This window comes from Citrobacter sp. Cpo037, assembly GCF_030332945.1.
GTDB lineage: Bacteria > Pseudomonadota > Gammaproteobacteria > Enterobacterales > Enterobacteriaceae > Citrobacter > Citrobacter portucalensis.
Map to the genome: position 1 here is coordinate 228,830 of NZ_JAOWGW010000081.1, position 13,907 is coordinate 242,736.

Consider the following 13,907-nt stretch of genomic DNA (forward strand, 5'->3'; position numbering starts at 1 on the left):
CATCCATGCCCCATGACTGAATTTAGCTAACACCAGGAACCATCCATGTTCCAGAACAAATCAGCTATATAATTCCGTCGAGCATGCCCCATAAACGTCATTGCTCTAGCTTCTCAGATATTCATTGAGTGCCTATACTTTCAGTCTTAAGACTGGAGGTATCTATGTGTGGACGTTTTTCACAGTCAATGACGCGTGAAGACTACCTCGCCTTTCTCGCTGATGAATCAGAACGCGACATTCCATACGATCCAGAACCCATCGGAAGATTCAACGTAGCGCCAGGAACAAAAGTTCTGCTTCTTAGCGAACGTGATGAGCAGTTGCATCTTGATCCAGTTATCTGGGGATATGCCCCCGGTTGGTGGGATAAACCGCCGCTCATTAACGCACGGTCTGAAACTGCGGCCACCAGCAGAATGTTTAAACCACTCTGGCAGCATGGTCGTGCAATTTGCTTTGCTGATGGCTGGTATGAATGGAAAAAGGAAGGTGACAAAAAGCAGCCCTACTTCATTCATCGAGCCGATGGCCAGCCGATATTCATGGCGGCAATCGGCAGCACACCATTCGAACGTGGAGATGAAGCAGAAGGATTCCTGATAGTGACGGTTGCTGCAGACAAAGGACTGGTAGATATTCACGACAGGCGGCCACTGGTACTGTCACCAGATGCTGCTCGCGAATGGATGAGGCAGGACGTTGGAGGGAAAGAAGCTGCGGAAATTGCGGCCGATGGTTCCGTACCGGCTGATAAATTTATATGGCATGCCGTGACGCGTGCAGTTGGGAATGTGAAAAATCAATGACCAGAGTTAATACAAACTATGCGTTAATGTACGATGCGGCAGGAAAAACGTCTGCTTTGAGCGAGGGGCGGCCATTTCCTGTGGAATGAAATCACAGCAGCTAGCGACAATAAATATGGTTATTAAAGCTGTAGCGATTAAGTAGTTTCTGTAAAATTCTACGACAACTATGCAGCCATGGCTGTCATTTCAGCTCATAGGTAATCTGTTATGCCAATTTCTATTAAAGCCACGAAAAACACCAGTACAGGCATCAGGGGAGTACAGCGATATGGAGAAATGTATCGCTGGCGTGTTGATGCTGTCAGGTTCAGAAGCCTAACAGGACAAGATCCAACACCGCTATTCATTGCGCGTCTTAATGAGCGTGAATCGGGATGTGTAGACTCTGTTAGTTTTCATACTATTGAGGATGCAGGGGATGACCTTTGTAAGTTTTTAAAAGCTATGACTGGTGCTTCATTTGAGTACTAATGCCACTACTCGAAATTACTCATTACTCTTTTCATAACGTCCGCTCCTGGCACATAGCTGCCATTGAAATGGTTGCGCACCGTCATGGGGTGTCGGGGGTCGGAGGTTCAAATCCTCTCGTGCCGACCAAAAATCCTTTAAGAACCAGCCTGTTACGGCTGGTTTTTTTATGTCTGTTTTCTGTACGGGGAAACTCCGGGGAATTATTGGGGTGAAACTATCGACAGATCACCAGCCAACTACGATCTATCGGATTGTAATATCCTCTTGAGTAGCAAGCACGATAATTGCCAGGAACCTTTTCTCTATACAGTTGTCTGACAATAGAATTCATCTGACATTAAGAAGCCCTATGATTACTAGTCTCTCATTGGTATTTGCCGTGATTACCACTCTGTGCATCATGTTGTTCGCTGCGGTAAAAGTAGGGATTGGTTTGTCTAACAATCCAGACAGAAATGATAATTAACCTCAACCACGTAACCACACTTCATACTTCACTTAACAGTGATGTGCTCACATCACCGGGCAGTCATCAAACTCCGCATTCCTGGCATCATTAATGATGTACGTGATAACCCCGAATATAGCGGGTGCAGAACTGTAGCCGTCATCATCTACTGGCAGCGCCTCTCTTCTCCCGTTCTCCAGATTAACCAAGTGGGGCTGAGGGTGAGTTCTATATCGCTTGATCCTGAATTCCCCGTCGATTGCACATATCAGCAGTGAACCATCGCAGGCAGTAAGTGACGCATCCACAACAAGCAACGCTCCCTGGATTATCCCTTCCCTGAAATGTGAACGCGATGCCCGCATGAAATAAGTCGCTGCGGGCTGACTGATTAGCTGCTGATCGAGGGAGATTCGTGTTTCAACATAATCTGCCGCAGGTGAAGGAAAGCCCATGTTTACGCCCTCTCTTGAATACCGGATAAAAACACAGTATAAATACTGTATATCCATCCAGTAAAGGAGCAATGAGCAATGTTCGTGGAACTCGTTTATGACAAAAGGAATTTTGATGGTCTGCCCGGTGCGAAAGATATCATCCTGGGCGAATTGAGTAAGAGGGTTCACCGGATTTTCCCCGACGCTGATGTTCGGGTTAAACCGATGATGACACTGCCGGCGATCAACACTGACGCTAGCAATCATGAGAAGGAACTGATAAGTCGTATTGTTCAGGAAATGTTTGAAGAGGCTGAATTCTGGTTAGTGAGTGAGTAAAGATTTTCAATGCCCGCCACAGTTACGTCTTGATTACGCTGTGGCGGATATTCATTTTCGTTAACGTTCCTATATTGGCATCTCAGGCCAGACAGGGTTGACTGGGTCAACACGCATCAGCAGCACCCGGTATTTTCGCCATGCTGCAAGGTCGGCGGCTTCTTCGTCCGTAGCAATTCCAGCATCAACAGCATCCTGCCGCCACTCAATTTCACCGTCAGCAATAACACGACGACGCGAGCGCTCGGCCTCCGCCTGCTCTAACAGTTGTTCAGTGGTTGGCGGAGGATTCGACAACGCCATAGCCTCGACCTCAGTTATTGTTATCAGTCCATTAATGATTAATTCAGGAGCAACGTCATCCTCATACGCATAGACAGTTCCGCTTTCGTTTTTGAAATATTGCATTAACGCAACTCCCACCAGTGACTGATATTTGTGTTTCTCATGAAATATGTATCTCCAGCAGGAACGACAAGGCTTAAAAAGCCCAGAGCCAACCCGCTCGCGTCGTAGGGGCCTGAGAAGGTCAGCGTCCCAACTCCGTATCCCCAGCCCGTCGGCGGAGTGTCATTCCATAACGCGAATACCTGAATAGGTTTTCCAGTGTTGTTTGTATACACCGTGCCTGAGAATCTGTTAGCCGTGACATTCTGCCAGCTCTGCCCCACGCCAAGCATAAGACTGAACCGGGAGTCATCACCCGCCGCAACAGTATTGGCAGTTGTACCGGTGTTTTTCGTCGAGCTGTTACCCAGGCCAAGATTAGTCCTTGCTCCTGCTGCATCACCTGCACCTGTTCCACCCTGCCCAATGCCCAATGGTACGAATTTTACGCCGTCAAAAAGCCCCCACTGATTATCTTCGCGTGCTGTAAAATATGCAGTTTTTTTATCGTCGCAATAAATTACCGTTTCACCTGCCCGCTGCTCAACTCTGCCAAGGCCAAGATTAGTCCTTGCCCCGCCTGCATCTCTGGCCCCTGTTCCACCCTGCTCAATACCCAGAGGAATAAAGCCATGTAGTGGATCGTAAATACCCCACAGGCCATCAATTCTTATTGATAAAAATATGGAGTGATCATCCCCAGCATAAATTTTCGTTTCGTTATTGAGCTGCTCCACCCTGTCAATTCCAAGGTTTGAGAGAGCCGTTTGCACAGTGCCATCTGATTTGATATCGGCAAATGGGTTTGCACGGCTCAGTGTGAGTTTTTGAATGGCTTTTAAAACCTGAGTCATATCGTTAATGTCGAGCGCCAATCCTGCTGACTCTACGATATGCGCTAACTCTTCCTGCATGGCGTTAAACGCTGCTGCCCGCAGCCTCGTTGCGGCAATACCACCAGCAACACTTCCATCAGTATATTTGCCATCCTGCGTTGCAGTGGCTTCGACTTGCCCGATTCGGAGCATAGTTAATCCTCACTTAGTGTTAAGCGATAAAATCAGAGGGGGAAATATCAGTTATGAATAATTGAAAATGATGTTCAGATGGGATGGGGCAATTTTGTTGATTGAACACTCCAGTTGTTTATTGCCCCACGATGCGAGCGGATCTCCGCAGTAGGACGCGCCAGCAAGCGAATACTTGATCGTTGTTTGTGGCGCATTTATCCGCCAGGTAAATGGCCACTCGTCACCGTTAAGCGCATCACCGCATACTGACATGCCACTCATAGCGGGCCGGAACTGTGTGATAGTGATGGTATAACCAAGAGCTGCAGCCACCCGGATGTAATAATCGCGGTTCAGGCCGCCGGTGCTGATTAACTTTGCTACCACGGCGCGCTGGCGATCGCTGACGCCACCGGATTCACCAATCGCACAATCATCTGGTAACCCCAGAGAGCTTTCCCATTCTGACAACATTACCGTCGCTGTAGGGGGAAAAGCACCAGTAATCAGGCTTTGCGCATCGTTGTCAGAACGCTGAAACGCGCTGCCCAGTGCCCGTAATACCGCAGCCTGTACCGTTTTTTGCGATCTGGGCCACGCCCTGCCCGTCGGCAGCAACGCGCCAAGCGCACCGGCATAATCATTTTTTGAAAAGAGGCTCATACAAAATTCACCCCGCCAAGCACCGGAATTTCGCCAACAGCAAAGGTGATATTGGCCATCGGAGAGTTAAGGATATAGCCCGTCGTGCCACTAACACCGCCGATACTCCCGTTAATATCAGAGAGGTAAACTTTCCCGGAACCATCAGGGTTAGCCTCATCAAAAAACAGCGCCGTCAGCGCGTCTTTTATACCCTGAACTGTGGTGCTGTCGGCATTTTTGATACCAGAGATTTCAATATTGATGACTTTCTTGATCGGGGAACATACGAAAACAATGGCAGTGCCTGTCTGCTGCGGATAGATGTGGTCGGCGACAGCGAGCTGGTCTCCGGTGGCTTTAACAGCCCCCCAGTCCTCAAGTTGGGATATTCCATCGGTACCGACCGGAAACCCACCATTGTTATTCCGATCACACATGATATACACGCCAACGGTCCCGGCCCCGTTCAGACGCCGCTTTACCCACGCGCGGGTGACGCCCGAAACCTCAAGCGCCCATTTTTTATAATCGGCGTCGCTTCCACCCTGAGGCGGATTCTGCCATGCCAGCAAGCCACGACTGCGAAAGTCCTCTTCCGTTTCAATATCGGCTCCGCCGGTCGCAGCAGACAGTAACGTTACCTGTGGATCCACGCCAGCAATATTCGCGTCCAGGGTCATTATGGTCCCGGCATCAGCGTTACCGCGCGCGCCTCCACCCGTTACATCACTGGTAATATCCGGCAGGATGGCCGTCACCGCGACGATACCAAATCCATCTGCCTGAATTTTAAGATCTGCATCCGTCCGGTACTGGTATCCGTCCCCGCGGTTAATGATCGAGCCAACAGGGATAATACTGTCAACACTGCCACTAGCCTGTACCGCAGGCGACTTCGCCGCTGCAGCTGGTTTTCTGAATACCTGCTTAAGGGCCATCCACCCGGCGAGATACTCATCGGTAGAGGTAAACGGGTTTGTCTGCAGGGCAATATAGTCAAGGTAGGCGTAATGCAGATGCCCCATCCCCGCATCCATGTCAGCCAGTACCTTCAGGTTCGCGAAGCGCAGGAGCGCACCAACATCCTCAAGCTCCGCCTGCATAAATTTCCGGTTTCCGTCGCGGAGTTCGCTCAGCGTCGGTCGTTTAAACGGCATATTAACGTTGCTCCCATATCCAGTAAAACCTGAATTCCTGCCAGTCCTTCCCCGGTGCCTGATAGCGGATAATGAGATTGAGCCGGTCAGGCAGGACGATCCTGGCAACAGGAATAACCTCGCTGACAACGCCATCAACCTTTAACCAGTTGAGCGCTTCACTCGAGTATTCCTCCGCTTTTTTTGCTACATCCGGGGTCAGTTTTTTCCGCCGTAGCAGCCACAGCCGGGATCCCAGTTGGGATTCCTCCCCAGAATCCCCCCACCAGCCGCGGCGATCGCTATCCTCATAATCATCGTCAGCGCGCGCCAGCCTGTCAGTAAACAGGCTGTCCAGTATTGCAGTCTGTAAATCGTTCCCCGTGGTGAGTTCGCCCAGCCCTTTCTGCCAGTCAGCAAACATCTCATCCACATTCCAGAATGAAGCGATGTCACTCATGTCACCTGATCCTCTGTTTTTTGGCTGCGGATATTGTCATTGCCACTCTGGGCATTTTTAACCACATGATCATGGTCATTATGTGCATCCCGCAGCTCTTTCAGTGTTCGGGTATTGGTTTCACAGTTATCAACAATGTCACCCGTGCACCTCAGGATCGGGGTATTTGCAAGAATCCCCTGGCTGGCATTGATGGTCACGTTAGTGGCGTTATTGACCTCAACATTCTGGCCCTTTGCATCCAGGAAGATCCCCTTCTCCGTCAGGAGAATATTAAGACCCCACTGGTTATACATGACCGTTTCGCCCGCTTTCAGGCCTGTATGACGGAACCCCTGATGGTTGGACGCAATTACCACCGCGCTGGAACGATCACCGCCAATAAAAGCCAGAACCACGTCAGTCCCTGACGGCAGGCCGGATGAAAAACCAAATTCAGCCATCCGCGGTGCGCTGGCCACCTCCAGCGGAGTCTGGTACTGGATTGACTGCACCACCCCACCATCTTTCATAGCCGTGATCCGGCCAATCCCCAGCATGCCGGCGATCCTAGTCGCTGCATGTTTAAATAGTTGCTTCATGTATTGAATCCCGCCAGGTTCTGGTAGAAGGCATATGGCTGAACGGCGAATGCTTCAGGCGGCATCAGCGTCATGCGTGCATGGGTGCCGTAGTCATCGCGCATATAGGTGACTTCTGCCAGTAGCAATTCAGTCTCCGGCAACCGTAAGGTGGGAAGATCAACGGGGATCAATGTGTTTGGTTCCCACAGTTTCCCGTCTTTATCCCGCCAGGAATCGATGGTTACCGAGAGCTGTTTTGAACGTCCGTACCGCCGGTTCATTTCCCAGTCGATCGCACTTTGTGCCTGTTGAGTAGCCATCAGGGTACTTTCCACAATCGATATATGTTTTCGGTACCGCATACGGGCGGCCTCCGGATCTCTCGCCGTTGCCAGAGTCACAGCGTCATAGGCCGTATCAGGCGAATACCCTGCAATTGGAGAAACGCTCATTGATACACCGACATAATCTGAAAACCTGTCAGCCATCGATTTGCGGTAGTATGCCTGCTCGACATTTACCCCTTCGGCTATCCCACTCGCCGCACGACGTGTTCCCACCCGAGTCAGTAACAGGTTTCCATCGGGCTGATCGTAGTAAAGCAGAGCAGACCATCTGGCCACCCGATCGATGACTTCTTGCGGAGACTCACCCCAGTTCAGAGTGAACTGGGGTACCTTCACAAGTTCATCAACATCCGTGGTTACGGTGATGCCGTAGTAGGATGCCAGGCGAGAAGCAATTTCAAGTGCATTACTGGCATTAATGACGTTGTTAGGCCACTCAGCTGAGCAATCCACCAGGTCCTGACATTTGCTCCTGCCCGTGGCGCGGACCTCATGGCGGGAGCGCGATAGTGCGGGTTCCCAGTCATCAACATATCCCGTCAGTGTCAGATCATCTCCGATACGAACTTCACAAGACATTCCCTCTTCAACGAGTTGACGATCTTCGTTGCCAGGGAAGTAATCCATTAGCCCAAGATCGAAATCAGAGGGAAAACGCTCAATACCCCGCGTTACCCGGACAGAATCCCACCCCTCGATGATTTTGCCGTCGACCGTCAAAGAAACAACATCCAGATCGCTGTCTGCATTCATTGCCTCAGTACCTTCATGGTTGTCGGCATAAACGCCGGATGCGGTACGCGCGCTTCGTGTACCAGTTCATCTGCACGGGTGGCATCCTGATATAATCGGTTTGCCAGCGTCAGCGCCGGAAGCGGCTGAGCGGTAGTAACCTGCAGAAGCTCGCTCAGACCAGAAGCACGCTCACTCATCGTAGAAAGGAATGCCGATCTGACGGCGAGAAGCGCGTTATACATATCATCGTCCGCGCGGTCTCCAGCCAGAACCAGCGCCGTATCAAGTTGCACAGAAACTCGTTGAGTTAACTCTTCTGCCTCGTCTGTACTGGCTGGTCTGGAGTCCGCAGCGGCACTGGTCATGGCACCAGTACATAGCACAACAATCAGCGTGTTCATGGTCGCCGAAATCGCTTTGCTGCTGTCGGACTGCTGGTACTCCGTGCTGATTGAATTAGCCAGTTTTTCCAGCGCTGTGATTCGGTCATTAACGCTGCCGGCGCTGTTAAGAATTGCGTTTACCACGTCGGCGACGCCCTGGACAAACTCATCAGGTGTGTTGGAGCTGCTAAGCTGGCTCGACCTGTCGGTAACATTTTTCCGGTCCATTACCGACTGGGCTGTTACCTTGTCAGCCAGTGCTCTCTCATCATCCACATCAGCAACTGACGATTTGCCAGCAACAGCAGAAGAACTACCGCCCACAGAGCCTTTACTGTAACGTCCGTACCGGGTATTCCCGAACGTGGAGTTCAGGACATTGCTGAGATTCGTGACCTGACTGATGGTGCTGTCAACCATGTTAGTCCAGAACGTGACCGTGCCTCTGATGGTGTTTATAGCCTGTGTGACACCGCGGATTTCACTCTTAACCCTGGCAATCGTGCTCAGCACAGCAGTGCTGACCAGTTTCAGATAGTTGGTTTTCACCGTGGCGCCTGCAACGGTACTGCCCGTGACAGCAAACACTTTAAGCCCTGATTCAATTGCCATCAGGGTAAATTCAAATACTCGCCCGTTCTCCATCGAACCGGAAATACGCAAACCATTCTCAGGGATGGAAACCGTTAATTCGCCCAGTGTCGGATGGACAAGCGTACCGCTACCTTTTTGTTCACAGGCTTCAATCAGTGACTGGCGCTGTGTGATAGCATCGCCGCCGCCGTAAACCTGGCTGTTCTGGATCAAGAAACCGCGAATAACAAATCGCCGTGTTGCCCGCCCGATATCCTCTATCCAGGCTGTATCACGGTAGGGATATTCATGTACCGCCTGGCGTCGGCCGTGGCTCCCTTCCTCAGCAACAATGGCAAATGGTACACCTCTGAATGAGCTGGGCCGTAACTGCCCCTGCCAGTCATCGCTGGTATCTCCCCCCAAAAGAGAAGTTATTGCGTCCTGGATAATTGACGGCATCACGCCTCCGGAAATAAAAAAACCGCCATGTCGGCGGTTTACATATGCACTGAAATGACTTATCTATTTATCGCTGGATCCATTACGGTCAAGAGATTCGGCGATCCTGTAAAGATGCTCAGTCGCCTTGAATGAGTTCATTAGGAACTCATAAAGCACACGTAAAAGCAATGCACTTACCACCGATATCGTAATCGCCGTGAAATTCATTGAGACAACAGAAAAAACGAGGTAAATGCCAATTACCAGGTAAACAAGCGCAAAAACCTTTGGAGTCTAAATGGCTTTTGCTCCAAAAACTTTTTCATTCATAACTTCTTCCTTAACGAAATGACGACAGTGATCAGTAATTCATGGCCGTTGTTATTCTGCCATTATTTTCCGCATTATAGGTTTTACGCTCCCCCTTATCATTGACCATCGTGATTTCAAGCTTGAGAGACTGATCAGACATGGCCTCCTTAAACGACCGCGCCAGATTTTCACTAAGGGCAACTTCATCACTTTTCCCTTGTTGTGTTCTGAGTATCGTGGGTTCTTGATCCACGCCGCGTGATCCAGAGATAATGTCATACCGCTGCTGGGCCAGCACATCCGGATTTCTCTTCCCTGACCACCGATCATCAGTAATGGCGGTCTGGATGGCGTTTAGCAGTTGTTCCTCAGTATAAGGTTGTGCGCCATTCTCATGTTTAATCATGGCTGCCATTATCGTTTTTAATGTTTCCGGATCGTGCAGATTTACTTGCTCTTTGGCTCCATATCCAGTGGCTTTTGAGACGGAGTCAATATATGCACGAGTATTATTCTCTGATTGCGGAGCATAGGTATGAATAATCCCATCCAGAGTATTATTCCCCCTGTCACCATACAACATCAGCTGTCTCGCCATTGCAGTTCTTCCGTCGGCATCATTCGCAAAGGTAGAAAATCCGCCATTTTTACCCGTTGCGTTTGCTGCAACCCTCAAATTACCGGGATTATTATTTCTGAAGCCAATTGCGTTATTCCTTGTTTCCCCGTAAGGAACATTGCCGCGTGCAACGTTGGATTGTGGCTGGCTGATAGCGGATAAGTCATTCTGCAATTGAATCGCAGAATCGGTCGCGCGGTAATTCGCATCGTACCGCTTTCTTACAGCATCAGTCATGAAACCCGCGTCAACCTGCCCACGTTCACTGCGGGGTAAGCTGTTATAAAGTTCCTTATCGTTCTGAATGCGCCGTAGTTTCTCAGCATCATTGCTGTTGATAAAACCGAGAGCATGAGACAGCCCAGTAAAATCACCATTAGTGAACAGATCGGTAACACCTTCAAGGCCGTCTTTGACTGAACCATCCGAAAGAATGGTCTTAAGTGCCTTGTTTTTTGAACGTTGCCACAGACCATCCCAGGATGCGCTGAGCTCATTCATAGTGCCGTTCACTTCACTCAATTGCTGATTTAGTGCCGGATCCACAGTCAGACCAAACTCATCAGATTTAGCCAGCAGCGTTTTCATGCGCTCACCTTCACGCATTAACGCCAACATTTCTGGCGTCAGCCCAAGAGCATCCGCTACGGACTTTTGTTGCTCAGGCCGCAACGAAGGGAAGACACGAGCAATCTCCTGTAATGTTTTTAGCGTATCAACAGAACCATCATTATTTTTCTGTATCTGAACACCGATCTGTGCGAGCGCACCAAGTACCTGCCCATTCGCGCCACTGGCGGCTTCTTTCAGCGTTTTCGCCATACCATCGATAGAAGCATTGGCACTTTCACTATCAGCGCCAAGGATGCGCATCGCTCCAGCAAGACGGGAAAAATCGTCTACACGCATACCGGCATTCTTTGATGAAACGTCCAGGTTATACGCTTCCCTGGACGCTTCGCGAAAACCGTAGGCCACCTGTTTAAGCCCGTACCCTGCAGCACCAGCAATACCGAGTGAACCCAACTTACCAGATAGCTCCCCAACCATTTTCAAGGGAGGAACCATATCCCCGATAAGCTGCACGTTGTCCCTGGCCGTTTTAGACAGATTTTCAAAACGTGAAATAAAGCCATTCAGCCCATCAACTGTTTCCTGCCCACCTAACTGAAGCCCTTCTTTCGTTCTATCGAGTTTAGGTTCAAGCCCACGGATAGCTTCATTGATACGGTCAATAACATCACTGACCTGATCATTTGCCACCAGCTCAAAATCAAAGACATTACTCATCGTCTTCAGGTTTCCTGAGTTTGTTGATCCGGGATGCCTGGGCTATCCACCATTTCAATCGGGCGCGGGTCATTCCCCACGCCCTATCTTCTGTCCATCGAAAGTAAAACGTGACGTCAGCGGCTGCTTCTTGCCAGGCTGTTAGGGCTTCCAGGTCAAAAAACTGAGCAGATACTCCTCACACTTACGGAAGTCGAGAAAATCCATCGGCTGCAGTACGCTTTCACGCGTACCGGAAACCAGCGCAATAAGCAGGCGCATCGCCGCGAGCGACGTTGACGCAGCCTGTTTCTCATAAAACTGCTCAGCCTGGCTTAGCGTGGGTGCTTTCAGCTCCAGCTGCGTATAAGTGGTCTTCTCCGCAGCATCATCCAGCGCTACGGTTAATGGAATGGTTTTAACGCGTTCAATCTCAGCCATCTTAGTTCTCCGTTACGTCGCGGCCTTCCCAGCGAACATCAAATACTGCATCTTCGCTTTCCACTTCCTGGACGTTGACCGTCCAGAGTGAACGGCCAATGATAGTTTTCCCGTTAGCCAGCTCGGCGATCACGTTGACGTTCGTCTGCTGGTTAAAGCCCTGCACATTCGTTCCGCCACTGTCACGCAGTCGGGCAGAAATGTATGGCGCCACAGGTTTTTCCTTATATCCGTGCACACCATCCATCCCTGTCAGGGTGGTACGGTTTACGGTGGCAGCCTGGTATTTAAACGAGCCCTCCACCATTACCGTCACACCGTTAACAGTGACATAGGCGGTTCCCGCCAGGCGGTTAGTAGTATCACCTGCCATCGTTTAAGCTCCTGTTGATTCAGCCCGAGTGCGGAACTGATTGAGCAGCGCGAAAATGCGCAACTGGTTCATGAGGGTTCCCGGCCACAGCACATCGACGCGGTTCGGATTTTTGGCGTTCTGCTCGACGATGATATTTTTTGCGAATGCCTCCGCATCCTGCGCATAACCGTTCCATACCAGAGTCTGGTACTCGGCAATCTGATCGGCCTTGATAATGTTTGGCGTGACGATCGCCGCGCCAGGTGCAAATCGGGTTCCATCCGCAGCAAGCTTCATACGGCCAAACTTGCTGGTCACCGCTGTGCGCAGGTAGCGGGTCACAAACATCAGGCTGAACAGCGTCTCCACTTCCAGATAACTGTCATCTGCATCGCCATAGCTGTTTTTCTGGTAGGTGGTGATCAGGTTTTCAATGCGCACCGTGCCATCGTCATCGACCGTAAATGTCGAAATGCCGCTGTACAGCAGATTGTTACGCTCGGTCAGCTCAAAGCGATCCTGCAGTTCTGGCGCAAGCACCCCCTGAACAGCGAGCGACTGTAGCGGGCGGCCGGGGTCATTACGCAGACTCACCGCAGCTGCGCCGGTGTAAGCTGCAGACCATGCCCAGGAAGGGGACGGCGATTTATTTACGCCCAGCAGGGTCTCATGCTGGTTATTGCGCAGCTCACCTTTGGTACCGAGCTGGGCGTAAGTCCCGGTGGTGGTACCAAAGGAATGGCCATAAAGCTGCTTGTCCCATGCCCAGCGACCGCCAGTGTCTGACAGGAACTCCTTCATCACATTCAACGAGGTTGTATCGTCGTAAGGGTTGATGATGAAATCGAATGTTCGATCCTGCAGGTTTGCCAGCGTGCCGGTAATATCCGGAGCCCCGACTCCGTTAGACATAGCAGTAATCGTCAGTTCCAGGCCTGCAGGTGTGGACTCGCCTCCAGGTAAGCCGAGGAAGTTCAGGCGAATGTCGATCCCATTACCCGTAGCACCAAGATTCTTCGCGGTCAGGGTTACGGTATCCGTAGTCGCACTGGCGGTTACAGGTAGCGTGGTTTTTGCGTTAATCGCCGCGGCCAGAGAGGTGGCGATCGCTGCCACCGTATCTGTTGCTACAACGGTCAACTGAATGCGCTCACCAGCAATATAAAGGGAGATCACTCCGGTTGCCGTCGGTGCGCTGCTCACTTTAATGGTGCCGGTTGCAGCCACCATGGAATCGGAGTCTTCCTCCAGCGGCAGGATCCAGACTTCGGCTGCGGTATCATTTTTCTGATACGCCGCCATCATGGCCTGCAGAATTCCCCCTTTTCCTGTCAGCTCACCGACGGTATCCGAAGAGGAAACTCGCTGCGGAATACCAGGGGGGGTTGAGCCGGTACTGAGCATCCCACCGATAAGCAGGGTGCGCTGCGTGGCAGTGGCGTTATTCGCCATTGAGTTATCAAACTCAACGAAGAAAAGCCCTACCCGCAGGTTATCGGGAACACGAGCGAAAGGTACGGTCATTCATTTTCTCCCGCTTTTTTAGGTAATGATTGTTTCTCTGGCGCGCCCTCATCCTTTTTAGAGAGGATCACGTCCCCATCGCTCAGACGGCGACGCCAGAAAATATTGTCAGGTACTTCAGCACCCTCTTTAGGCAATGGGATGCCCTTGACGGGGCAGCGAACGCTGAGCCCGTTGTTCGGCTTAACAAACAT

17 protein-coding genes, 1 tRNA gene and 1 pseudogene are annotated in these 13,907 nt (G+C 50.8%); 5 read left to right on the forward strand and 14 right to left on the reverse strand.

From position 1 onward, the window contains the following. The first annotated feature begins 164 nt into the window (after positions 1 to 164). From OGX94_RS23675 to OGX94_RS24870, 4 genes are all read left to right on the forward strand, one after another. Complete coding sequence (locus OGX94_RS23675; protein WP_257661566.1) at positions 165 to 809, forward strand: SOS response-associated peptidase; 645 nt, start codon at positions 165 to 167, stop codon at positions 807 to 809. A gap of 210 nt (positions 810 to 1,019) precedes the next feature. Further along, a complete protein-coding gene (locus OGX94_RS23680; RefSeq protein ID WP_128317703.1) occupies positions 1,020 to 1,283 on the forward strand; it encodes a hypothetical protein in 264 nt (87 codons plus the stop codon). Positions 1,284 to 1,330: 47 nt separating this feature from the next. Beyond that, positions 1,331 to 1,412: transfer RNA gene (locus tag OGX94_RS23685), tRNA-Pro, on the forward strand. A 223-nt stretch (positions 1,413 to 1,635) separates the two neighbouring features. Continuing rightward, positions 1,636 to 1,752, forward strand: coding sequence for a YnaM/YnfT family protein (locus tag OGX94_RS24870; protein WP_352446998.1), 117 nt, complete (start codon positions 1,636 to 1,638; stop codon positions 1,750 to 1,752). Between the two features lie 47 nt (positions 1,753 to 1,799). Here the strand turns inward: OGX94_RS24870 and OGX94_RS23690 are convergent, their stop codons facing one another. After that, entirely contained in the window at positions 1,800 to 2,189 is a 390-nt protein-coding gene (locus OGX94_RS23690) for a HumD family translesion DNA polymerase (RefSeq protein WP_191235002.1), read from the reverse strand. Between the two features lie 78 nt (positions 2,190 to 2,267). Here OGX94_RS23690 and OGX94_RS23695 point away from each other — a divergent pair, with 78 nt between their 5' ends. Next, positions 2,268 to 2,510, forward strand: a complete 243-nt coding sequence (locus OGX94_RS23695) for a DinI-like family protein (RefSeq protein ID WP_257661565.1) — start codon at positions 2,268 to 2,270, stop codon at positions 2,508 to 2,510. 69 nt (positions 2,511 to 2,579) lie between these two features. Here OGX94_RS23695 and OGX94_RS23700 read toward each other — a convergent pair whose 3' ends face one another. From OGX94_RS23700 to OGX94_RS23760, 13 genes and pseudogenes are all read right to left on the reverse strand, one after another. Then, a complete protein-coding gene (locus tag OGX94_RS23700; RefSeq protein WP_353622360.1) occupies positions 2,580 to 2,813 on the reverse strand; it encodes a tail fiber assembly protein in 234 nt (77 codons plus the stop codon). An 827-nt stretch (positions 2,814 to 3,640) separates the two neighbouring features. Further along, positions 3,641 to 3,925: pseudogene (locus OGX94_RS24875) on the reverse strand (hypothetical protein); the annotation flags it as partial. A 51-nt stretch (positions 3,926 to 3,976) separates the two neighbouring features. Then, the gene (locus tag OGX94_RS23710; protein ID WP_001515583.1) at positions 3,977 to 4,570 is read right to left on the reverse strand and encodes a YmfQ family protein; all 594 of its coding nucleotides are present in this window, start codon (positions 4,568 to 4,570) and stop codon (positions 3,977 to 3,979) included. Further along, a complete protein-coding gene (locus OGX94_RS23715; protein ID WP_257661562.1) occupies positions 4,567 to 5,709 on the reverse strand; it encodes a baseplate J/gp47 family protein in 1,143 nt (380 codons plus the stop codon). Before OGX94_RS23715 ends, OGX94_RS23710 begins: the two co-directional genes overlap by 4 nt. Before the next feature lies 1 nt (position 5,710). Next, positions 5,711 to 6,148 (reverse strand): phage GP46 family protein, encoded by a 438-nt coding sequence (locus OGX94_RS23720; RefSeq protein WP_001279799.1) that lies wholly within the window; start codon positions 6,146 to 6,148, stop codon positions 5,711 to 5,713. Beyond that, positions 6,145 to 6,729, reverse strand: a complete 585-nt coding sequence (locus OGX94_RS23725) for a phage baseplate assembly protein domain-containing protein (RefSeq protein ID WP_023568807.1) — start codon at positions 6,727 to 6,729, stop codon at positions 6,145 to 6,147. The genes OGX94_RS23720 and OGX94_RS23725 overlap by 4 nt, the downstream gene beginning before the upstream one ends. Next, positions 6,726 to 7,811, reverse strand: a complete 1,086-nt coding sequence (locus tag OGX94_RS23730; protein WP_001515585.1) for a phage baseplate assembly protein — start codon at positions 7,809 to 7,811, stop codon at positions 6,726 to 6,728. Before OGX94_RS23730 ends, OGX94_RS23725 begins: the two co-directional genes overlap by 4 nt. Then, positions 7,808 to 9,211 (reverse strand): DNA circularization protein, encoded by a 1,404-nt coding sequence (locus OGX94_RS23735; protein ID WP_286570059.1) that lies wholly within the window; start codon positions 9,209 to 9,211, stop codon positions 7,808 to 7,810. Before OGX94_RS23735 ends, OGX94_RS23730 begins: the two co-directional genes overlap by 4 nt. Positions 9,212 to 9,554: 343 nt before the next feature. Beyond that, positions 9,555 to 11,414, reverse strand: a complete 1,860-nt coding sequence (locus OGX94_RS23740; RefSeq protein ID WP_257661560.1) for a hypothetical protein — start codon at positions 11,412 to 11,414, stop codon at positions 9,555 to 9,557. 141 nt (positions 11,415 to 11,555) lie between these two features. Beyond that, the gene (locus tag OGX94_RS23745) at positions 11,556 to 11,834 is read right to left on the reverse strand and encodes a phage tail assembly protein (RefSeq protein ID WP_000807719.1); all 279 of its coding nucleotides are present in this window, start codon (positions 11,832 to 11,834) and stop codon (positions 11,556 to 11,558) included. A gap of 1 nt (position 11,835) precedes the next feature. Continuing rightward, positions 11,836 to 12,207: a phage tail tube protein gene (locus OGX94_RS23750; RefSeq protein ID WP_000896638.1), complete on the reverse strand. Its 372-nt coding sequence runs from the start codon at positions 12,205 to 12,207 to the stop codon at positions 11,836 to 11,838. Positions 12,208 to 12,210: 3 nt separating this feature from the next. Next, positions 12,211 to 13,713 (reverse strand): phage tail sheath subtilisin-like domain-containing protein, encoded by a 1,503-nt coding sequence (locus OGX94_RS23755; RefSeq protein WP_257661559.1) that lies wholly within the window; start codon positions 13,711 to 13,713, stop codon positions 12,211 to 12,213. Continuing rightward, positions 13,710 to 13,907 (reverse strand): DUF2635 domain-containing protein, encoded by a 198-nt coding sequence (locus OGX94_RS23760; protein WP_000497745.1) that lies wholly within the window; start codon positions 13,905 to 13,907, stop codon positions 13,710 to 13,712. The genes OGX94_RS23755 and OGX94_RS23760 overlap by 4 nt, the downstream gene beginning before the upstream one ends.

Coding starts and splice junctions, on each gene's coding strand:
- OGX94_RS23745 (WP_000807719.1), bottom strand. CDS start 11,834: ATGGCTGAGATTGAACGCGTTAAAACCATTCCATTAACCGTAGCGCTG.
- OGX94_RS23760 (WP_000497745.1), bottom strand. CDS start 13,907: ATGTTTGTTAAGCCGAACAACGGGCTCAGCGTTCGCTGCCCCGTCAAG.
- OGX94_RS23725 (WP_023568807.1), bottom strand. CDS start 6,729: ATGAAGCAACTATTTAAACATGCAGCGACTAGGATCGCCGGCATGCTG.
- OGX94_RS23740 (WP_257661560.1), bottom strand. CDS start 11,414: ATGAGTAATGTCTTTGATTTTGAGCTGGTGGCAAATGATCAGGTCAGT.
- OGX94_RS23695 (WP_257661565.1), top strand. CDS start 2,268: ATGTTCGTGGAACTCGTTTATGACAAAAGGAATTTTGATGGTCTGCCC.
- OGX94_RS23700 (WP_353622360.1), bottom strand. CDS start 2,813: ATGGCGTTGTCGAATCCTCCGCCAACCACTGAACAACTGTTAGAGCAG.
- OGX94_RS23720 (WP_001279799.1), bottom strand. CDS start 6,148: ATGAGTGACATCGCTTCATTCTGGAATGTGGATGAGATGTTTGCTGAC.
- OGX94_RS23680 (WP_128317703.1), top strand. CDS start 1,020: ATGCCAATTTCTATTAAAGCCACGAAAAACACCAGTACAGGCATCAGG.
- OGX94_RS23710 (WP_001515583.1), bottom strand. CDS start 4,570: ATGAGCCTCTTTTCAAAAAATGATTATGCCGGTGCGCTTGGCGCGTTG.
- OGX94_RS23750 (WP_000896638.1), bottom strand. CDS start 12,207: ATGGCAGGTGATACTACTAACCGCCTGGCGGGAACCGCCTATGTCACT.
- OGX94_RS23715 (WP_257661562.1), bottom strand. CDS start 5,709: ATGCCGTTTAAACGACCGACGCTGAGCGAACTCCGCGACGGAAACCGG.
- OGX94_RS23690 (WP_191235002.1), bottom strand. CDS start 2,189: ATGGGCTTTCCTTCACCTGCGGCAGATTATGTTGAAACACGAATCTCC.
- OGX94_RS23735 (WP_286570059.1), bottom strand. CDS start 9,211: ATGCCGTCAATTATCCAGGACGCAATAACTTCTCTTTTGGGGGGAGAT.
- OGX94_RS23730 (WP_001515585.1), bottom strand. CDS start 7,811: ATGAATGCAGACAGCGATCTGGATGTTGTTTCTTTGACGGTCGACGGC.
- OGX94_RS23755 (WP_257661559.1), bottom strand. CDS start 13,713: ATGACCGTACCTTTCGCTCGTGTTCCCGATAACCTGCGGGTAGGGCTT.
- OGX94_RS24870 (WP_352446998.1), top strand. CDS start 1,636: ATGATTACTAGTCTCTCATTGGTATTTGCCGTGATTACCACTCTGTGC.
- OGX94_RS23675 (WP_257661566.1), top strand. CDS start 165: ATGTGTGGACGTTTTTCACAGTCAATGACGCGTGAAGACTACCTCGCC.